The sequence below is a fragment of the Pseudomonas sp. P7758 genome (assembly GCF_013386485.1).
In the GTDB taxonomy this organism is placed as follows: domain Bacteria; phylum Pseudomonadota; class Gammaproteobacteria; order Pseudomonadales; family Pseudomonadaceae; genus Aquipseudomonas.
Genome location: NZ_JACARS010000053.1, coordinates 1 through 19,646 on the forward strand (window position 1 = coordinate 1; position 19,646 = coordinate 19,646).

The window sequence follows — 19,646 nt, forward strand, 5'->3', positions numbered from 1 at the left end:
AAGCCCGCTCCCACATTTTCAGGCGCGTTTCGGCAGTTTCCAGTTGGGTCGGATGAAGTGGCAGGTGTAGCCATTCGGAATCCGCTCCAGGTAATCCTGATGCTCCGGCTCCGCTTCCCAGAACGGCCCCGCCGGTTCGATTTCCGTCACGACACGGCCTGGCCACAACCCCGAGGCATCCACATCCGCTGCGGTGTCTTCAGCGATGTCGCGTTGCTGTTCGCTCAGGTAATAAATCGCCGAACGGTAGCTGGGGCCCAGGTCGTTGCCCTGGCGGTTGGGCGTGCTGGGGTCGTGGATCTGGAAAAAGAACTCGAGGATCTGCCGGTAAGTGATCACCGTCGGGTCGAAGACGATCTCGATGGCTTCGGCATGGTTGCCGTGGTTGCGATACGTGGCATTCGGCACATCGCCGCCGGTGTAGCCGACCCGCGTGTGCAGCACGCCGGGGTAGCGGCGCAGCAGGTCTTGCATGCCCCAGAAGCAGCCGCCGGCGAGCAGGGCGGTTTCGGTCGGGTTGGTCATGGTCTGTGCTTCCCCTTGTTGGATACCTCGCTAGTTATGGGGGCAGGTTGGACGATTCCAAGGTCGAGGGGCGCGCCTTCGATCGGCTTTGTCCGCGTTGCCCGCAGCGCCATCAACAGCGCCAACACGGGTGCCAGGGTAAACAGCGCGAACAGCCAGCGCGCGGCATGGGCGATGCCGCCATTGCCCGCCACTTCATTGATGCCCGCCATGTTCGAGATCACCCCCGCCAGCGCCGCGCCCATGGCCATGGCGAACAGTTGCAGGGTGGTGATCGACGAAGCGGCCGTGTCCTTGTCCTGTTCCGAAGCCACTTGCAGGATGCGCGTCAGCAGGTGCGGCCAACCCAGGCCGATGCCGAACCCCACCAGGAACAGCCCCAGGCAGATAGGGGCCAGCAATGTCCATTCGCCCTGGCTGGCGATGGGCGTAGTGATCGCCAGCATCATCAAGCCCGCCACGATAAACAATGGCCCCGCGATGATGGCGCGATGTGGACCGCGGCCGGTCCAGCCGGAGCTGATGATTTCCGAGACCGTCCAGCCGGCCGCCATCAGCGCGGCCATGTAACCGGCGATCAGCGGCGACTGGCCATGTAAGTGCTGCAGAAAGTACGGCATGAAGATCTCGCTGCTCATGCCGATCACCAACAGGCAGGTGGTCGCATAAAGCGCGCAGAGCGGGGTGCTGAACTTCAATGCATCCCGGGGCAAAAGACGCACGGTAGCGCTGGACTCCTTGCGGATCAACAGCACCACCAGCACGACGCAGGTGGCGATACCCAACAGGTTCCAGCTCGGCAGCGCCGAGACGCTGCCGGCACACACCGCCAGCACCGCGCCCGCCAGCAGCACCAGTTGCGGCACCGGCAAACGAGCGGTGGCGGTCGCCGTGGTGTCGCGCGGGGGCAGGGCGCGGCTGGTGAGTACCATGTACGCCAGGCTCACCGGCACCATCGAGCCGAAGGCCAGGCGCCACGCGTCCATCTCGGCAAACACGCCACCCACCGCCGGCCCGACGAGCGTCGCCACGCCCCACATCCCCGACACCAGTGCCATTGCGCGCGGCCACAGGCGCTCTTCGAACACCAGTTGGATCATCGAGTAACACAGGGCCAGCAAGACCCCGCCGCCCAGCCCCTGGATGGAGCGCCCCGCGAGCATCACCGGCATGTTCGGCGCCATGGCACAGATCAGCACGCCTACCATGAACACCAGTGTGGCCAGCGCATACGCCAGCCGTGGACCGGTGCGTTGCAACAGCTTGGAGGTGAGGGCGGAACCGAGGATCGAGGCCACCACGTACAGTGTGGTGCTCCACGCATAAAGCGCCAGGCCGCCGATTTCGGCCACCACCGACGGCAGGATGGTGGTGGCGATGTAGGTGTTGGTGGCATACAGCGCGATGCCGCCTGAAAGGGCAATGGAGCGCGTGGCGTTCTTGCCGCTAAGCAACTCGCCCCAACTGCTGTCTTGGGTTTGCATCAACGATTCCTTGTAATGCGTTCGCGGTATGGAAGCCGGCGAAGGGCATAAGCGCCAGGCTTGAGGTAATTAACCAAGCAATTGCTTTTAATATTGCGTTGAGGCGAATTATTTTGCAAGGAATGACTTGTCAGGTGGCTGAGTTCCTATGGCAGCCGAGGGGAGAGCGTGAGACGCGCGGTTTCCCACGGCCGGCAGTACTTCACACCATCAGTTTCCGGCTGAACTTGGTTTCCATCACGATATGCGAAGCGGTGTGCGCCACCCCTTTGATCATGTTGATCCTGATGAGCTCGGCATTGAGTTCACTCAGGGTGGCGGTGGCCAGGTGAATGATGAAATCGGACTCCCCCGAGACCGCGTAAACGGCCTGCACCGCTTCCATCCTGCGCAGCGAGGTCATCACATCGGTGTAGCTCTTGTTGGTGCAGGAGGTCATGGTAAAGCAGGTCACCGTCTGCTGAAGCCGGTCCTGGTCGATGCGCACGCTGTAGCCGGTGATGACGCCGGCCTTTTCCAGGCGGGTAATCCGCTCCTGCACCGCAGAGCGCGAGACCCCGAGCTTGCGGGCCAATGACGCGGTGGGTTCGCGTGCGTTGGCTTGCAGCAGGCCAAGCAATTGCCTGTCCTTGTCGGTGAGGTTAAACAGTGGACCGGGATTCTGCGTATCCATGGACACGTCCTTGACCCTCGCTGGGGTTCAGTTTTTATGAGTCGCCCTGTGTTGCGAGCGCTTTTCCTGAAACATATCCATCATTTTCAGGCCGGCGTAAACCGTTTGTGCGGCCGCCGGGCCCAGGGGGCCGCCATTCCATTCCAGGCCGTAGGCATCGAACAGGCGGTAGCGATCGGTTTCGCCGCAGATCGCCTCGGCGATGACGCGTGCGCCGATCGGCGCGGTGTTCATACCATGGCCACCAAATGATGTACACGCCCACAATCCCTGCCCCAGCGGGCCAATGTGCGGCATCTTGTGCCGCGCATAACCCATCAACCCGGACCAGGCCTTGTCGATCCTGATGCCGCGCAATTGCGGATAAACGTCGAGGATATCCTGCGTCAGCAATTGCCCCAGGCGTTTCTCATCCTGCAGGTTGCGCGTGGTAATGCGGCCGCCCCAGAGCAGGCGGTCGCCCTCGACGATGCGGTAATAGTCCGAGGCCCGGCGGTTATCGCCCACGGCATCGGAGGTACAGACCGCCTCGGCCAGGCGATCGCCCAGGTGCTCGGTCAGCACTGCATAGGTCGCGATGGGCAGGAAGGCGCGGCGTAATTTGCCGAACTCAGGCCCCCCATAGCCGCCGCAGCAGTACACCACGTGGGCACAATCGACAGTGCCCTGATCGGTGATGACCCGGTGTCGCCCGTTGCGGCTTTCGACGGCGGTCATGGGCGAGCGTTCATGGATTTTGCCACCACTTTGCTCGATCAGTCGGGCCAGGCCGAGGCAATAGTTCAAGGGGTGGAAGTGAAAGCCATGGTTGTCGCGCAGCGCCTGGAAATACCGCTCGGTCTTGAGCTTATCGCGCACCGCCTGGCGATCCAGGTAGTCGAGGTGAAAGTCGAAATCCGCGGCCATTTTGTCCCGCACGCGCTGCAGGTTGTCGCCATCTTCGTAGCGCACCACACTCAGTTTTCCCGGGGTTGGCGTGCAGCCGGGCAACTGATGATGGGCGATCATGCCCCGAACAATCTCGACGCCTTCAAGCGACAGTTTGAACAGCGCGGCGGCCGTCGGTTTGCCGCAGCGTCGCTCGATGGCGGCCAACCCTTCGGACCAGCCCTGGAGCACGAAGCCACCGTTGCGTCCCGACGCTCCCCAGGCCACGCGACCGGCATCCAGCAGCACCACCGATTGCCCGCGGGAGACCAGCTCCCACGCCGTGCTCAGCCCCGCCAGCCCGGCGCCAATCACGCACACATCGGCCCGGGCGTTGCCACACAGCGCCTGGCGTTCAGTCGTGTCGCGCATCGTGGCGGTGTAGTAATTGTTGTTATAGGTGTACATGAAGTCGGTCGTCCTTTTTCGCGGCGCAGGCATACAGCGCGCCGCGTCGGGGACGGGGCGCCTGTACGGCCTGTGGGGGTTTTTACTGCACCTGGGTGAGGTCGGCGCCGTACCATTTCTCTGACAATTGCTTGAGCGTGCCATCGGCTTTCATGTCGGCGACGATCTTGGTCAGCGCGCTGTTGAACGCTTCATCGCCCTTGTCCACGGCGATGGCCAGGGGTTCGTAGTAGGCGGGTTTGCCTTCCACCCTGACGATGGGGTAGCCATTCTTGACGGCGGCGACGATGGTGGGCAGGGCGGACAGGGTTGCGTTCAGCCGCACCCCGTCTCCCATGCGCAGGTCATCCAGCGGGCCCATGCTGTCGCCGTACGTGCGAACCTCGCCGGGGGTGACTTCGTAAGTGAACGGCGGCACATCGGCGGCGTCGATCTTGAGGCGGCGGTTGATATAGTCCTCCGAAGTCGTACCGGCTTCGACGCCGATGATCTTGCCGTTCAGGTCCGCCACTTTGGTCTCGGCCGCGTCCTTGTGCACCGCGAATACATACGGGGTGTAGTAGTAGATCGCGGGGAAGTCGAGCACCCGGGTGCGCTCGGTGGTCGGGGTCATGGAGCCGACCGACAGGTCCCAGCGGCTCGACCAGCGCCCGGCGGTGATGATCCCGTATTCGGGCGTCACGAAGTCGACTTTGCTGCCCAGGCGTTTGCCGATTTCGCTGGCGACGTCGATATCGAAGCCTTGCAGCTTATTGTCCGGGCCCAGGAACGATTGCGGTGGCCAGTTGGCCGACGTGGCCACCTTGATCACCTTGGTTTCATGGATGCGGTCGAGGGTCGAGCCCGCCCAGGCCGCGCCTGTGAGGCTGGTGAGGGCGGTGGCGACAGCGGCTGCGGTGAAGAAGCGAGTGAACGAGATCATGGGTAAGCCTCCAGTATCTTGAGTGCGGTGCCTGTTGTTTTTATCGGTGACTTCGCAAGGTTCGACGGTGCTGCTCAGTGGCTGAGAATCTGCGACAGGAATTCCCGGGCACGCTCGTGCTGCGGGTTGTCAAAAAACTCGGTGGGTTTGGCTTGCTCGATGATGCAGCCCTGATCCATGAAGATGATTCGGTCGGCCACCCGCCGGGCGAATCCCATCTCGTGGGTGACGCAGACCATGGTGATGCCGTCCTGGGCCAGTTCGCCCATCACGTCCAGCACTTCCTTGACCATCTCGGGGTCAAGGGCCGACGTGGGCTCGTCGAACAGCATGATGCGCGGGCGCATGCACAAGGCCCGGGCAATGGCGACGCGCTGCTGCTGGCCGCCCGAGAGCTGGCTGGGGTATTTGTCGGCCTGGTTCCCGATGCGCACCCGATCCAGGTATTCATAGGCCAGTTCGCGGGCCTGGGGCTCGCTGAGCTTGCTCACCAGACGCGGTCCCACCATGAGGTTCTCCAGCACCGTCATATGCGGGAACAGGTTGAACTGCTGGAACACCATGCCGACCTGGCGCCTTATGCCCGCCACGCAGGCGGCATCACGGGTCAACTCGGTGCCCTCGATGAACACGTGGCCTTTCTGGAAGTCTTCCAGCAGGTTCAGGCAGCGAATCAACGTGGACTTGCCGGAGCCCGACGGCCCGCAGACCACCACGATTTCACCGCTGGCAATGTGCAGGTCGATGCCCTTGAGCACATAAAAATCGCCATACCATTTATGCATGTCCTGGATCGATATTGCAGGGTATGGAGCAGGGACTATTGAGGGCTGATTCATCGTCATGCTCCTGGTTCAGCGATGGGCGCGGTTGAAGTGCTTTTCCAGGCGGGCCTGGACGGTTTCCAGCACGATCGACAGCAGCCAATACAGCACGGCGGCGGTGATCAGCATTTCCAGGTGCCGGAACTCGGCGCGTCCCTGGGTTCGTGCCAGGAACATCAGCTCCCAGACGCCGATCACCGACACCAGCGAACTGTCCTTGAGCATCGAGATGAACTGGTTGCCCGTTGGCGGAATGATCAAGCGCATGGACTGCGGGAGAATCACCCGGGTCATCGTCTGGAACGGGTTCAGGCCAATCGCCCGCGAGGCTTCCCACTGGCCCCGCGAGATGCTGCTGATACCGGCGCGGAAGATCTCCGTCATGTAGGCGCCATAACACAGCGAGAGCGCCAGGATCCCGGCTGGAACCGCTCCGACGACATAGCCGAGCTGGGGAATGCCCAGGTAAATCAGATAGATCTGGATCAGCAGCGGAACGCCGCGGAAAAACGAGGTGTAGAAGCTCGCAATCGCAATCGCGAAGCCGTTGGAAGACAAGCGCGCGGTGGCGCCCAGCAGCGCCAGGACGAACGCAATCGCAATCGAAATCGCCGACACGTAAACGGTGGTGAACACCCCCTGGGTGATCATGAAGCCGATTTTGGTCGCGATGAAACTGTAGGAAAGGTTGAAGGTGTCGAAGAACAACAGGAACAGCACCAGCAACTCGCACCAGACCGTGATGATCTGCGCGCGCAAGGGAAAGCGGCCAAGGATGAACAGGTTCAGCACCACCGTCAGAGTGAACGTGCCGCCCACTGCAATATCTCGTGCCAGTGGTGCCTTCAGGTCGAGAACGATGGGGCCCATCAAGTGGGAGAGGCGGCCTTCACCGACGCCGCAGGCGAGCGTGATGATGAAAATCACCACGGCCACCGCGCCCATGAATACCGCGCTGTCCGTCATGCGGGTCTTGACGATATGGTCTCTGTACATGGCTTACGCGCCCCGGGGTGAGCCCCTTTATTGTTGTAAGCCCATTATGGGTTGACGAAATGCCGGGCGGCACCCTGCGGATTGTTGGGATTTGCGGTTTTCATTGGCGTATGAGGGGATGGGAGCCGTACATATGCCGGGCGGAGTCATCAAGCTTTCGCCAGCAATCATTTCGCGCCAGACTCATGGGCATTCATTGCCCCAGGGTAGCCACCATGATTTCCCATGTGTTTTTAGGTACAGGTGATTTTGATCGGGCTTTTGCTTTCTATTCGAAGGTGATGGCTGAGTTGGGCCTCAGGTTGAAATTTTGCGATGCGGATAAACCGTGGGCCGGTTGGGTGGCTGAAACCGCACCTCGTCCGATCTTCGTCATTGGGGCGCCATTTGATGGCAACCCGAGTGCACCCGGGAATGGGCAGATGGTGGGGCTACTTGCGCCCAGTCGGGAAGCGGTTAGAAGAAGTTATACAGCGGCGTTGGCGCTCGGCGGGATATGTGAAGGAGAGCCTGGATTAAGGCCTCACTACCACCCCGATTATTACGGCGCGTATTTTCGAGATACTGATGGCAACAAGCTGTGCGTGTGCTGCCATGATCCACAAGCAAATTACCCTCGGTGAGGGTGAGTTGAACGAGCAAAAGCTGAGGCTGGGATTTCGTATAGGCCAGGACGCTACGCAGCAGTTTGTTTCCGATGCCTTTCTGGAACGTACATTCCGAAGAGCGTCGACCCGAAGCACCCTCTCAACACGTTTTGTGAGGACCCGTCGCCAACGTCTGCCATGTGAGTCCGAGCTGCATCAATTTCCCCACAGCAAAAGGTTCACCAGGTTCGGCAAACCCAGAAAGTAAATCCCGCTCTCCGCCGAAATTCCGGGCGCGCCGTCCATTGGCACTCCTGATTCAGCAAGCACTCACCCTGTGGCGAGGGAGCAAGCTCCCTCGCCACAGGTTGTCGGCTGCCCTCACGCTTGCGGTATTGGTCAGACGGTTACCGTTCTGCCACCTGCGCTGAGTGCTTTCGCCCCATTTTCGCGCACGGTACAGCGTGTTTTGCACGACGTCCCGCCTATCCAGCGGGCCCGACAACAGCGGTCCGTTTCTTGCTAGAGCCAGCTTAATCAATGACATGGCATTTTGCCGTCAATCATTTCAAAGCTTGATTCGCTGTTGAGGCGAGTGGTTCTAGGAGTAGTCGGACATGCAAAGTGTGTTGTCGCCAGGTATCCGCCTGCTCGGACGTTTTGGATTCGCGCGCAAGTTCCAGATCCTGTTTTTCCTGTTCATGCTGCCCCTGGCAGGCAGCCTGTGGATGATCGCGCAGGAGTACCGCACCAAGCTGACGGTGATTTCCAATGAGCAATCCGGGGTGCGCGAACTGTTGGCGCTGGATGCCCTGGACGCCCAACTGACCGCCCAGCGCAACCTGGCGGCGCGCTGGAAAGCCGCCGACATCCTCCACGACCAGACACCCGCGGCCAAGGCGGCCATGACTGCGGTCGATACCAATTTCCCGCTGATCCTGCAAAGCGTGCAGGCCCTGGGCGAGGCCCTCAAAGCCCAGAACGCCCGCCCGGATACCCTTGCACGTTTTGAGGCATTGCAAGCCTCGGTCACGGGCATGGATTCCCAATCCCTGCGCACCGTGGGCTGGTGGCCGGATGGTTATGACCGCTTCACGTCTGCGCTGAGCGCGATGCAAACCCTGCGCGAACAGATCACTATGGACACCGGGTTGATCCTCGATCCGTGGCTTGAAACCTATTTGCTGATGCAGATTTCCACCCAGCAAACCCCCGACCTGATCGAGCGTATCGGGCGTATGGCGAGCGTCGGGCAGTCATCCATCGCATCGGGGCAGTTCACCCTGCAAAGCCGTTTGCAGATGCGTGATTTGCGCGGTCGCATCGGCGATGCAAGGGACCAGTTGGTCAAGGCCGCCGCATCCCTCAAGGCCAAGCAATACCCGGGGCTACAAACCTGGATCGCGCAATACGACGACAGCTTGCAACTGCTGGACAACGAACTGAAGACCCTGGACGAAGGCGTGTTCGGCGGCACCATCAAGCTCGATACCACCGGCTTCGAACGCAGTGTGGATGGCATGCTTGGCGCCCTCGGCGCGTTACGTAAACAGTCGCTGACCTCGCTGGACGCGCGCCTGGGTTACTACCGCGACAGCTCGCTCAAGCAATTCATCCCGGTGGCGGTCACGTTCAGCGTGCTGGCCCTGGCAGCCCTGTACCTGTTCGTGTGCTTGCAGGCATCGATTCGCCGCAGTGCCAGCGGCATCACCACCCTGGCCGAATCCCTGCGTGACGGTAATCTGTGCGTTGAAGTGGCGGTGGAAGGGCGCGATGAACTGGCGGCCATCAGCACGGCGCTCAACGTGGCGGTGGTACAGTTGCGCACCAGCCTGCTGGGGGTCAATCACGAGACGCAGCAGTTGGGCTCTGCGGTGCTGACACTCAATTCGCAATCGGGCAGCACGCTGACCGAAGTGGAAGACCAGCAACAACAGATCAGCCAGATTGCAGCGGCCGCCACACAGTTGGCCGCCACCTCCATGGGCGTCGCCAAGAGCTGCGAGCAGGCCTCCGGCAGCGCGCAGAAAACCCGGCAGATTGCCGAGGACAGCAGCCGCGACAGCCAGCGCACCACCGCGAGTATCCAGCAACTCAACCAGCGCTTGACCGACACCTCCGATGCATTGGAGCGCGTCAGCCAGCAGGGCCAGCAGATCCAGTCGGTGGTTGACACCATTCGGGGTATCGCCGAGCAGACCAACCTGCTGGCGCTGAACGCTGCCATCGAGGCTGCGCGGGCCGGTGAACAGGGGCGGGGTTTTGCGGTGGTGGCCGATGAGGTGCGCAGCCTCTCGCAACGGACCCAGGCCTCCACGGCGCAGATCGCCGGCACGGTCGACAGTTTGCGCGCGACGGTGAGCCAGGCGGTCACCCTGATGGGCGTGGCCTGTGAGCAGGCGGTGACCGATGCCGAGTCCGTCACGGGCCTGGGCCATCGCCTGGGGGAGATCGCCAGCGCGGTGCAGAGCGTCACTGACACCCTGGCGCAGATCGCCACGGCGGTTGAGGAACAGGCAGCGACGGCGGATGAAGTGAGCGGCAATATCCAGCAGGTTGACCAGGCCGCCGGGCGCTTGCTCGACGGCGCGCGGGCGGTGAACCAGGCGGCGGATATGTTGAGCAAGGGCAGCCGGGCGTTGAGCGACAACACGGCGCGGTTCCAGCTGGGTTGAGGGGCGGCCTACAGCGCAATGGATAGATGTTCTATCATGAGCATCTATTCATAAACGGTGAAGCAATGCCATGAGAGACCTGCCACCCACCTCGACATTGCGCGCCTTTGAGGTTGCCACACGCCACGCAACCTTCACTTCGGCTTCAGAAGAGTTGCATGTCACCCAGAGTGCCGTCAGCCATCAGCTCAAGCACCTTGAAGAACTCTGGGGATTGCAGTTGTTCCAGCGGGGCAAGTCACTCAGCCTGACGCCTGCCGGAGCAGCCCTTGCGCCGATCGTGCGCGAGTTTTTCATGAACCTTGAGGCGACACTCGCGGACCTGCGCGAGCAAAAGGGCAGGGTCCGGCTCAAGGTCAGTACCACCTATTCCTTCGCGCTGAAATGGCTGCTGCCCCGACTGCCAAGCCTGGCCCAACGGCACCCTGAAATATTGGTCACCCTCGACTCCAGCGACAAGATCATCAACTTTTCAAGCGCGGAGGCTGATGTTGCGATCCGCCTGGGCAACGGGAATTACCCGGCGCTGTACTCGGAGTTCCTGTTCCGCGAGCAGATTTTTCCGGTGGCCAGTCCCGATCTGTTGAAACGCTTTGGCCGGCCACACACACCCGCCGAATTGCTGCGCTATCCCTTGCTGATGCGCGACGGCGCCGACCTGGTGCCGAAGTGGGAAGTCTGGTTCCAGCACGTCGGGCTGGCGATTGCGCCGCTCAAGGAAAGTGTCAGGTTTGCGGACACCAACATGACGATCGAGGCGGCCTTGCTCGGCCAGGGCATTGCATTGGCGCGCAGTGGGCATGTGGAGTCAGAGCTGAGCGATGGCAGCCTGGTGAGGCTGTTCGATGTGCCGTTCCCGTCACCGGTCGCTTATTACTTTGTCTGCCCCAAAGGCATCGAGTCCCAGCCGCATATCGTCAGCTTTCGTGATTGGCTGATGCAGGAAGCCGTAAACGCCGGACTGGCTTACGAATAAAGCATGAGGATTTGCTCATTCTTCAATGAGCAGACTTCGCTTCAGTTAAGGCGCCGGTTTGCTTAGGATGGGCCCATGCCTTATCCCATTATTCTCCTGGTCCTCTTCGCTGCCTTACTGCACGCCAGTTGGAATGCGCTGCTGCGTGGCGGCGCCGACCGACTCTGGTCGATGACGGTGATGTGCCTGGCGGTCGCTATCGCCAGTGGCGGCGTTGCGGTGTTCCTGGACCCTCCGGCGCCAGCCAGCTGGTTTTATGTGGTGCTGTCAGCGGTGCTGCACGTGGGCTACAACCTGTTCCTGGTGCGCAGCTACAAAGTCGGAGACCTGGGGCAGACCTATCCGATTTCACGCGGCTCCTCGCCGGTGCTGATCACCCTGGGTGCCGCGGTGTTTGCCGGGGAGAGTGTCTCGGCCAGCTCGCTTCTGGGCATTGCCCTGGTGTCGGGCGGCATCATTTCCCTGGCGTTCAGGGGGCGCCGGCTCGCCGTTCCCAGCCTGCCATACGCCCTGGGCACCGGCTGTTTCATTGCCGCCTACAGCGTGACAGACGGCATCGGCGCGCGCCTGTCGGGTACGCCGATGGCCTATACGGTGTGGATGTGCGCCTTGTGGGGCGTGTTGATGCCGGCGGTGTATATCGGCCTGCGGGGCCCGAAAAGTCTGTTCAGCCTGCGGCCCGGGTTTTTCACGGCCTTCGCCGGTGGGCTGGTGTCGCTCCTGGCCTACGGAATCATTATCTATGCCATGGCCGGTGCGCCCATGGGCGCGGTCTCGGCCTTGCGCGAGACCAGCGTGCTGTTTGCGGCACTGATCGGCTATTTCTTCCTGGGCGAGACACTGACGGTCCGCAAGGTGCTGGCGTGCGTGGTGATTGCCACGGGCACCATCCTGATCGGCTGACAGCAGGCAAAGCATTTTCCACCACCACATGAAGGTTCGCGCAATGGATACCGTCCCGCAGGCACCGCTGATTCTGATAACAGGTGGAAGTCGTGGCGTTGGCGCCGCCACCGCGCGGCTGGCCGCCGCACAAGGTTATGACGTGGCGATCAGCTTCGTTTCCGATGAGTCTGCCGCCCTCGCGGTGGTGGCGGATGTAGAAGCGGCAGGGCGCCGGGCGTTGGCCGTACGCGCGGACAGCGCACACCCGGAGCAGGTCGTCCAGTTATTTGCGGCTATAGATCGGACGTTCGGGCGCATCGATGTGCTGGTTAACAACGCCGGGATCAACGCGTTGCAGTCCCGGGTCGAAGACTTGCCGTTCGAGCGGATGCAGCGGATTTTCGCGGTCAACGCGATCGGGCCGATGCTGTGTGCCCAGCAAGCGGTGAAGCGCATGTCGTTTCGTCACCAGGGGCGGGGTGGTGCCGTGATCAATATCTCGTCGGCATCCGCCCGGCTGGGCAGCCCCAACGAATATGTCGACTACGCCGCATCAAAGGGTGCTCTCGAGACCTTCACCATCGGGTTTGCCAAGGAAGTGGCCAGGGAGGGAATACGCGTCAACTGCATCCGCCCCGGGCATATCTACACCGACATTCACGCCAGTGGCGGGGAGCCAGGGCGGGTTGATCGCGTAAAGGATTCGATTCCCATGGGCCGCGGCGGCCAGCCTGAAGAAGTGGCTCGGGCGATCCTGTGGCTGGCAGGCGCCGAGGCGTCCTTCATCACCGGTACGTTCCTGGATGTCACCGGCGGGAAATGAGCAGCAGGGCGTGGCACCGAGTTTTCCCTCGGTAGGCCACGCCCGGCATGCATGCACTGGCTCAGCTGTTGAGCCTGACTTGCTCCTTCGCCAGCTTCACCACATTGTCCAGGGTAAAGCCGAACTTGGCCTGCAACTTGGACAGCGGTGCCGAGGCGCCAAAGCTGTTCATCACCACTTTGGCCCCGGTTTGCCCCACGTAGCGATCCCAACCCAACGGGCCGGCCTGTTCCACCACCAGTCGTGCCTTCACTGCGGGTGGCAGCACGCTGTCGCGGTAGGCCTGGTCCTGTTCTTCGAACAGTTCCCAGCTCGGCATCGACACCACTTGCGCCGCCACGCCCTCGGCCTTCAGTTGCTCATAGGCGTCTACCGCCAGGCTGACTTCACTGCCGGTGGCCATCAGGATCACCTGAGGCTTCTCGGCGCCGGCCAGCACATACGCGCCACGGGAAGTGCCCGACGCCGCTGCGTATTTCGTGCGGTCCAGGGTCGGCAGGTTCTGCCGCGACAGCACCACGCAGGTTGGCCGATGGGTCTGGGCCAGGGCGATCTTCCAGGCTTCCAGGGTTTCATTCGCGTCGCCCGGGCGCAGGGTCAGCAAGCCCGGCGTCGCCCGCAGTTGGGTCAGGTGTTCGATGGGCTGGTGAGTGGGGCCGTCTTCGCCGACACCAATCGAGTCATGGGTAAACACGAACACCACCGGCAGTTCCATGATCGCCGCGAGACGAATCGGCGGTTTCATGTAGTCGCTGAACACCAGGAAGGTCGAGGTGTAGGGCCGCAGGTATGACAGCGCCATGCCGTTGGCAATCGCGCCCATGGCATGTTCACGAATGCCGAAGTGCAGGTTGCGCCCGCCGTAGTTCTCGGCGCTGAAGCGCCCGGCGTCGTCGAACGTCAGGTTGGTCTTGGTGGACGGCGACAAGTCGGCCGAGCCCCCCAGCAGCCACGGGATCTGCTTGGCAAACGCATTCAACACCTCGCCCCCGGCGGCACGGCTGGCGACGCCCTTGGCATCCGCGTCGAAGCTCGGCAGTTGCTCCTGCCAATGCTCGGGCATCTCGCCGGCACGCATGCGGCGCAGTTCATCGGCCAGTTCCGGTTCGTACTGTTCGAGGTGGGACAGGGTCTCAGTCCATTGCTCATACAGCGGCTTGCTGCGCTTGAGCAGTGCATCCCGCAGGACCGTGCGCGCTTCATCCGGCACCAGGAAGCTTGAGTCTTCGGGCCAGCCGTACGCGGCTTTGGTCAGGCGGATTTCTTCTTCGCCCAAAGGCTCGCCATGGGCCGACGCGGTGTTGTGCTTGTGGGGCGAGCCATAGCCGATCACGCTGTCGACCACGATCAGCGTCGGTGCCCCAGTGTTTTTCTGGAACGTGCTCAGCGCGTCGCTCAGGGCCAGCAGGTTGTTCGCATCGGTGACGTGCAAGGTGTGCCAGCCATAAGCCTGGAAACGCTTGATCACGTCTTCGCTGAAGGCCAGTTCAGTGTGGCCTTCGATGCTGATGGTGTTGTTGTCGTAGATCCAGCACAGGTTCTCCAGCTTCAAGTGCCCGGCGATGGACGCGGCTTCGCTGCTGATGCCTTCCATCATGTCGCCGTCGCCGCACAGGGTGTAGACGTTGTAGTCGAACAGCACCTGGTCGTCACGGTTGAAACGCTTGGCCAGCCAACGCTCGGCCATGGCCATGCCGACGCTGTTGGCGCACCCCTGGCCGAGTGGGCCGGTGGTGGTTTCCACGCCGGTGGTCATGCGGTATTCGGGGTGGCCGGGAGTTTTGGAGCTCATCTGCCGGAACTGCTTGATGTCGTCCAGGCTGATGGCCGGCTGGCCGGAGCGCTTGCCGTGGGCGTCAATCTCCACCACACCGGCCAGGTGCAACAGCGAATACAACAGCATCGAGGCATGGCCCACCGACAATACGAAACGGTCACGGTTGGGCCAGTCGGGGTGCTCGGGGTGATAACGCAGGAAGCGGCTCCACAAGGTGTAACCGACGGGCGCCAGGCCCATGGGCGTGCCGGGGTGGCCGGAGTTGGCCTTTTGCACAGCGTCCATGGCGAGGGTACGAATGGTGTTGATGCACTGGGTGTCGACAGCGTTGGCAGCGTGATTCATGGAACCTGTTCTCCATCGGGTGACGATCTACAGTGGAGGGCAGCGTGCGCCAAAGGTTTTATGAAATCGTCTGCCCCGCGACGAACGGGGACGCAAACGCGACAGGTTGATCTCAAACATGACAAGAGCCCGCCGGATGGGCTAGCTTCAAGGGGCATTCAGTCAATGATCAACTTGCGGAGGTACTCCATGCCAGTGAAACACGACCTGTATCAGGACCTGGGTTTGAGCAAGGAAGCTATTCATGAACGCAGGGCGAGCGATAACCGATTGGATTCGCTGCTCCACCAATACGACAGCGCCGACAAGGAGGTGCTGGAGCTTGAGTCCTCAAGCGGCGGTGACGAGGAGCTGGAGAAGCTGAAGAAGAAACGCCTGTTGATCAAAGACAAGATCGTCGAGCAACTGGAGAAAGCGACGGCCAAGTAGAAGATTTGTTCAGAATTGCCCGAAAGACAGCAGCACCGCCGCTGCCTATCATGCCAACCGTTCGCCCGGCACTGGGGCTCTTAGACGGCGCATGGAATGCGCTGTGGCCGGGCGAACTCTCTCTTTCAAGCCAGCAGCGCGCGCTTGCATTCGTCAATCGAGCGCTGCTGGGTTTCACCGTACAACTTCAACTCGTCGATAGTCTGGCGACCCAGGGCCTTTTCAAACTCGGCCTGGTTGGAGTTGGCCGCGTAGTGACTCTGCGCCGCATCCCCCAGGTTCGACTGGAAAATCCCCGCCGCACTCACCGGCAGAAAATCTTCGTACACCAACGGCTCCACGTCCACGTGGCCGGCGGCGATCAGTTCGTCCAGGGTTTTAAACTTGTCCTGGGCGGCCAAGCCTTTCTCGGTTACGAAATAGCGGAAGTACGCCAGCTCCTGTTCGCGCATCTCGCGGTGATTGTCGGGGAACGCCTGGAAGTGTTGCTCCATCAATTCGGTGTAGCGCCCGGCATTGGCCTCATTCGGAAACGCGCCCAATTCATCCCGTGCGGCATTCAGCAATTGGTCGTACAGCGCGCGGCCCTTGGGGGTCAGCGCCACGCCGCGTTGTTCGATTTCACCAAAGCGCGCGCTGTGGCTGCCCTTGGCATCGGTAAAGGCGATTGCCTCGTCGAGGGCCTTGAAGCTGGTCTGGCGCAGCAGTATCGGGCACTGGCGGCGGGGCGGGCCTTCGATCACCGCCTTGGGGGTGATGCCTTTGCCGGGCATTGCGGCCTGCACCTGGTCAATGTCCAGGGTGCGCGGTGTCAGGTGGTTGATGTGCGGGCCCTTGAAGGCGACCACGTCGGCGATCAGCCGGTGCTGGTCGCTCAGTTGCTGGTATTGCGCGGCAGTGACGGTGGCGGTGTGGTGCCAGCGGAAGGTTTCCAGGGCTTGCTGGATAAACTCTTCGGCATGGGCGGCATCGAGGCCGCCGTCGGCTTCGGCTTGTTGGATCAGCTCAAGGGCGCGTGGGGTGAAGATCGAACGCTTGGCCAGGGCTGACTGGGCGAAGGCTCGCAGTTCCGGGTTTTCGATCAGTTCCAGGCGCAGCAGTGAAGTGAACACTCGGAACGGGCTGGTTTGCAGGGCGCTTTCATGCACGGCGCGAAAGGCGGTGGAGTGCACCGGTACCCCGGCCGGCGTGAGGTCGTAATAGCCCACCGGCTGCATGCCCATCACCGCAAACAGGCGGCTGATGGTCGCCAGTTCTTCAGCGGTGCCCAGGCGGATGGCGCCGTGGCGCTCCCTGTCCAGGCGCTGGATTTCCCCGGTGCGTTGCAGTTGATGAGCCAGCCCTGCGTCGGTGTCGAGCACGTGGGCATTGGTCTCGGCCACCAGTTCCATCAACGCTCCGTACAGCGGCACTTCATCGCGGTACATGTCGGACATGGCCTTGGAGAAGCCTTTGCGAATGTCGTCAGGGCTGACTGGGCGGGCGGCGGGCATAGAAAAATTCCTGGCGGCTATAGAGAGGAAAGGCACGGTTGCCTGATTTTGTTGGGCCTGCCGACGCCTTGCAAACGAAGATTCCTCTGGACTTCATTCTGCAAATGAATGAGCTGGATCACGTCAGCTTCACGTGCATCTCACCGTCGAAGGGCTCTACACTGGCCGTCACCTCTGAACGCGACGGAAGACTCGATGACGGCACAGCCTGCGACGAACATTCTGGAAACGATTGAAGGCCAGCGCCTGGCCAAGCCTGACGGCGAGCGCTGGCGTGACTGGGGCCCCTACCTGAGCGAGCGGCAATGGGGCACGGTGCGCGAAGACTACAGCGCCGACGGCGATGCCTGGCGCTACTTCCCCCACGAACATGCCCGCAGCCGCGCCTACCGCTGGGGCGAGGATGGCCTGGCGGGCTTCAGCGACAAGGCCCAGCGCTGGTGCCTGGGCCTGGCGCTGTGGAACGAGCACGACGCGATCATCAAGGAGCGTCTGTTCGGCCTGAACAACGCCGAGGGCAACCACGGCGAAGACGTCAAGGAACTGTACTTTTTCGTCGATGGCGTGCCGAGCCATGCCTACATGCGCATGCTCTACAAATACCCTCACGCGGCCTTTCCCTACGATGACCTGATCACCGAGAACGCCCGCCGTGGCCTTGGAGATGCCGAATACGAGATCCTCGATACCGGGGTTTTCGAAGACAACCGCTATTGCGATGTCACCGTCGAATACGCCAAGCACCAGCCCGATGATGTGTTCATGCGCATTACCGTGCACAACCGTTCGGACCAATCCACACGCCTGCAGGTGTTGCCGCACCTGTGGGCGCGCAACGACTGGAGTTGGACCCACGATGCGCCCAGGCCCGAGTTGCGCCTGGAGGGCGAACAGGTGGTGGCGCGGCACCATGAGCTGTTCGATCGCCACCTGAGTGCCTGGGGCCAGGACGGGGTGGAATGGCTGTTCTGCGAGAACGAAACCAACTACCCCAGGCTGGACGGGCAACCGGCGCCGGGGCCGTTCAAGGACGGGATCAACGACTATGTGACTACGGGCCTGGAATCGGCGATTCGCCGGGATTCGGGCACGAAAGTGGCCGCGCGTTTCATCCTGGAACTGGCGGGCCAGGAAAGCAAAACCCTGTACCTGCGCTTCGCCCCGGCGGAGGCGCCGTGGATCAATGCGCGCAAGCTGTTCGAAGAACGCCGTCAGGAGACTGATGATTTCTACGCGGCGCTGCAGCAGGGCATCGCCGATGAAGACGCACGCAACGTGCAGCGCCAGGCTCTGGCGGGGTTGTTGTGGTCCAAGCAGCTGTATTACTTCGACGTGAATCAATGGCTCGACGGCGACCCGGCCCAGCCCGCGCCGCCGCCCGAGCGTTTGCATATCCGTAATACCCATTGGCGGCACTTGTCGAATTTCGACATTCTCTCGATGCCCGACACCTGGGAATATCCGTGGTATGCCTCCTGGGACCAGGGGTTCCAGGCGGTGGCCGTTGCCCTGATCGACCCCGGTTATGCCAAGCAGCAACTGTTGCTGTTGGTGAAAGACCGCTTCATGCACCCCAACGGTCAGTTGCCGGCCTACGAGTGGCGTTTTGACGACGCCAACCCGCCGGTGCATGCCTGGGCCAGTTGGCGGGTGTATCAGCAGGACAAGGCGCTGAATGGCGTGGGCGACATGGATTTCCTGGAGCGGATCTTCCACAAGCTGCTGCTGAATTTTTCCTGGTGGGTCAACCGCAAGGACGCCGAGGGCCGCAACCTGTTCCAGGGTGGGTTTCTCGGGCTGGACAACATTGCGCTGTTTGATCGCTCGGCTGATTTGCCGCCGGGTTATCAGTTGGACCAGGCGGACGGCACTGCCTGGGTGGCCGCCTATGCCCTGGACCTGATGCGCATCGGCCTGGAGCTGGCCAAGCGTAACGTGGTGTATGTGGATATTGCGGTGAAATTCTTCGAGCACTTCCTGTACATCGCCGGGGCGATCAACCGCGTCGACAATGGCGATGAAGGCTTGTGGGATGAGCAGGACCAGTTTTTCTATGACGTGCTGCATCGGCCTGGCGGTGAAAGCGAACCGGTGCGCCTGCGCTCCATCGTCGGCCTGATGCCGCTGTTTGCGGTGCTGGTGCTGGAGCAGCGCGAGCACGAAGGGTTGGAGGGGTTGCGCGAGCGATTGCTGGGTTTTATGAAACACCGGCCGGACCTGGCCAAGCTGGTGTCGCGCTGGAACGAGCCGGGGCAGGGTAATCGCCTGCTGCTGGCGCTGTTGCGGGGGGAGCGGACCAAGGATTTGCTGCGGCGGATGCTGGATGAGTCGGAGTTTCTCTCCACCTTTGGGGTGCGGTCGCTGTCGAAAGCGTTCGCCGAGGAACCGCTGGCGCTGAAGATGAATGGCAATACCCTGTGTGCCCGCTATGAGCCGGCGGAGTCGGATTCGCGGCTGTACGGCGGTAACTCCAATTGGCGCGGGCCGTTGTGGATGCCGGTCAACTACATGCTGATCGAATCGTTGCGGGAGTTTCACCGCTACTACGCGGATAATTTCTCGGTGGAGTATCCGGCGGGGAGTGGGTATCTGGCGTCGTTGGAGGAGGTTGCGCAGGGGCTGAGCCAGCGGTTGACGAGCCTGTTTCTGAGGGATGAGAACGGTTCAAGGCCGTCGATGGTGGGGTATGCACAGTTGGAGGCGGACCCGGCGAGCCGCGACCTGGTGTTGTTCCATGAGTATTTTCATGGCGAGACCGGGCGGGGGTTGGGGGCTTCGCATCAGACAGGGTGGAGTGCGCTGGTGGCGCTGTTGTTGCAGCCAAAAACCTGAAAACAGCACAATCAAAATGTGGGAGCGGGCTTGCTCGCGAAAGCGGTGGGTCAGCCAACAAATCC

Annotated in this window: 16 protein-coding genes; 7 read left to right on the forward strand and 9 right to left on the reverse strand. The window is 61.8% G+C overall.

What is annotated here, in order from left to right:
* Positions 1–18 precede the first annotated feature (18 nt).
* The 7 genes from msrA to HX873_RS11575 form a co-directional block, all read right to left on the reverse strand.
* Positions 19–525 (reverse strand): peptide-methionine (S)-S-oxide reductase MsrA, encoded by a 507-nt coding sequence (gene msrA / locus HX873_RS11545; RefSeq protein ID WP_087693735.1) that lies wholly within the window; start codon positions 523–525, stop codon positions 19–21.
* Positions 522–2,009 carry an MFS transporter gene (locus HX873_RS11550; protein WP_177122691.1) on the reverse strand — a complete coding sequence of 496 codons (1,488 nt, stop codon included), beginning with the start codon at positions 2,007–2,009 and terminating at the stop codon, positions 522–524. The genes msrA and HX873_RS11550 overlap by 4 nt, the downstream gene beginning before the upstream one ends.
* A gap of 202 nt (positions 2,010–2,211) precedes the next feature.
* A complete protein-coding gene (locus HX873_RS11555; protein ID WP_003215617.1) occupies positions 2,212–2,682 on the reverse strand; it encodes an Lrp/AsnC family transcriptional regulator in 471 nt (156 codons plus the stop codon).
* Between the two features lie 27 nt (positions 2,683–2,709).
* Positions 2,710–4,017 carry an FAD-binding oxidoreductase gene (locus tag HX873_RS11560; protein ID WP_177122692.1) on the reverse strand — a complete coding sequence of 436 codons (1,308 nt, stop codon included), beginning with the start codon at positions 4,015–4,017 and terminating at the stop codon, positions 2,710–2,712.
* An 82-nt stretch (positions 4,018–4,099) separates the two neighbouring features.
* On the reverse strand, positions 4,100–4,939 hold the full coding sequence (locus tag HX873_RS11565; RefSeq protein ID WP_003215621.1) for a transporter substrate-binding domain-containing protein: 840 nt from the start codon (positions 4,937–4,939) through the stop codon (positions 4,100–4,102).
* 74 nt (positions 4,940–5,013) lie between these two features.
* Entirely contained in the window at positions 5,014–5,778 is a 765-nt protein-coding gene (locus HX873_RS11570) for an amino acid ABC transporter ATP-binding protein (RefSeq protein WP_023658742.1), read from the reverse strand.
* 15 nt (positions 5,779–5,793) lie between these two features.
* A complete protein-coding gene (locus HX873_RS11575) occupies positions 5,794–6,759 on the reverse strand; it encodes an amino acid ABC transporter permease (RefSeq protein ID WP_008434702.1) in 966 nt (321 codons plus the stop codon).
* 215 nt (positions 6,760–6,974) lie between these two features.
* On the opposite strand from HX873_RS11575, the gene HX873_RS11580 reads away from it, so the two are divergent.
* The 5 genes from HX873_RS11580 (at position 6,975) to HX873_RS11600 (ending at position 12,705) form a co-directional block, all read left to right on the forward strand.
* Entirely contained in the window at positions 6,975–7,382 is a 408-nt protein-coding gene (locus HX873_RS11580; protein WP_003215625.1) for a VOC family protein, read from the forward strand.
* Between the two features lie 581 nt (positions 7,383–7,963).
* Positions 7,964–10,021: a methyl-accepting chemotaxis protein gene (locus tag HX873_RS11585; RefSeq protein ID WP_008434682.1), complete on the forward strand. Its 2,058-nt coding sequence runs from the start codon at positions 7,964–7,966 to the stop codon at positions 10,019–10,021.
* 70 nt (positions 10,022–10,091) lie between these two features.
* Positions 10,092–10,997 carry a transcriptional regulator GcvA gene (gene gcvA, locus HX873_RS11590; RefSeq protein ID WP_087693730.1) on the forward strand — a complete coding sequence of 302 codons (906 nt, stop codon included), beginning with the start codon at positions 10,092–10,094 and terminating at the stop codon, positions 10,995–10,997.
* Positions 10,998–11,072: 75 nt separating this feature from the next.
* Positions 11,073–11,900, forward strand: coding sequence for a DMT family transporter (locus HX873_RS11595; protein ID WP_177122693.1), 828 nt, complete (start codon positions 11,073–11,075; stop codon positions 11,898–11,900).
* 43 nt (positions 11,901–11,943) lie between these two features.
* Positions 11,944–12,705: an SDR family oxidoreductase gene (locus HX873_RS11600; protein ID WP_177122694.1), complete on the forward strand. Its 762-nt coding sequence runs from the start codon at positions 11,944–11,946 to the stop codon at positions 12,703–12,705.
* 61 nt (positions 12,706–12,766) lie between these two features.
* On the opposite strand, the gene tkt is transcribed toward HX873_RS11600, so the two are convergent.
* Positions 12,767–14,827, reverse strand: a complete 2,061-nt coding sequence (tkt, locus tag HX873_RS11605) for a transketolase (RefSeq protein ID WP_177122695.1) — start codon at positions 14,825–14,827, stop codon at positions 12,767–12,769.
* A 189-nt stretch (positions 14,828–15,016) separates the two neighbouring features.
* Between tkt and HX873_RS11610 the strand changes: the two genes are divergently transcribed.
* Positions 15,017–15,256 carry a DUF465 domain-containing protein gene (locus HX873_RS11610; protein WP_003215657.1) on the forward strand — a complete coding sequence of 80 codons (240 nt, stop codon included), beginning with the start codon at positions 15,017–15,019 and terminating at the stop codon, positions 15,254–15,256.
* 125 nt (positions 15,257–15,381) lie between these two features.
* On the opposite strand, the gene HX873_RS11615 is transcribed toward HX873_RS11610, so the two are convergent.
* A complete protein-coding gene (locus HX873_RS11615; protein ID WP_177122696.1) occupies positions 15,382–16,749 on the reverse strand; it encodes a VOC family protein in 1,368 nt (455 codons plus the stop codon).
* Between the two features lie 195 nt (positions 16,750–16,944).
* Between HX873_RS11615 and HX873_RS11620 the strand changes: the two genes are divergently transcribed.
* Positions 16,945–19,581: a glucosidase gene (locus HX873_RS11620; RefSeq protein ID WP_177122697.1), complete on the forward strand. Its 2,637-nt coding sequence runs from the start codon at positions 16,945–16,947 to the stop codon at positions 19,579–19,581.
* Positions 19,582–19,646 lie beyond the last annotated feature (65 nt).

Coding starts and splice junctions, on each gene's coding strand:
- gcvA (WP_087693730.1), top strand. CDS start 10,092: ATGAGAGACCTGCCACCCACCTCGACATTGCGCGCCTTTGAGGTTGCC.
- msrA (WP_087693735.1), bottom strand. CDS start 525: ATGACCAACCCGACCGAAACCGCCCTGCTCGCCGGCGGCTGCTTCTGG.
- HX873_RS11610 (WP_003215657.1), top strand. CDS start 15,017: ATGCCAGTGAAACACGACCTGTATCAGGACCTGGGTTTGAGCAAGGAA.
- HX873_RS11575 (WP_008434702.1), bottom strand. CDS start 6,759: ATGTACAGAGACCATATCGTCAAGACCCGCATGACGGACAGCGCGGTA.
- HX873_RS11580 (WP_003215625.1), top strand. CDS start 6,975: ATGATTTCCCATGTGTTTTTAGGTACAGGTGATTTTGATCGGGCTTTT.
- HX873_RS11565 (WP_003215621.1), bottom strand. CDS start 4,939: ATGATCTCGTTCACTCGCTTCTTCACCGCAGCCGCTGTCGCCACCGCC.
- HX873_RS11555 (WP_003215617.1), bottom strand. CDS start 2,682: ATGGATACGCAGAATCCCGGTCCACTGTTTAACCTCACCGACAAGGAC.
- tkt (WP_177122695.1), bottom strand. CDS start 14,827: ATGAATCACGCTGCCAACGCTGTCGACACCCAGTGCATCAACACCATT.
- HX873_RS11570 (WP_023658742.1), bottom strand. CDS start 5,778: ATGAATCAGCCCTCAATAGTCCCTGCTCCATACCCTGCAATATCGATC.
- HX873_RS11560 (WP_177122692.1), bottom strand. CDS start 4,017: ATGTACACCTATAACAACAATTACTACACCGCCACGATGCGCGACACG.
- HX873_RS11595 (WP_177122693.1), top strand. CDS start 11,073: ATGCCTTATCCCATTATTCTCCTGGTCCTCTTCGCTGCCTTACTGCAC.
- HX873_RS11585 (WP_008434682.1), top strand. CDS start 7,964: ATGCAAAGTGTGTTGTCGCCAGGTATCCGCCTGCTCGGACGTTTTGGA.
- HX873_RS11550 (WP_177122691.1), bottom strand. CDS start 2,009: ATGCAAACCCAAGACAGCAGTTGGGGCGAGTTGCTTAGCGGCAAGAAC.
- HX873_RS11600 (WP_177122694.1), top strand. CDS start 11,944: ATGGATACCGTCCCGCAGGCACCGCTGATTCTGATAACAGGTGGAAGT.
- HX873_RS11615 (WP_177122696.1), bottom strand. CDS start 16,749: ATGCCCGCCGCCCGCCCAGTCAGCCCTGACGACATTCGCAAAGGCTTC.
- HX873_RS11620 (WP_177122697.1), top strand. CDS start 16,945: ATGACGGCACAGCCTGCGACGAACATTCTGGAAACGATTGAAGGCCAG.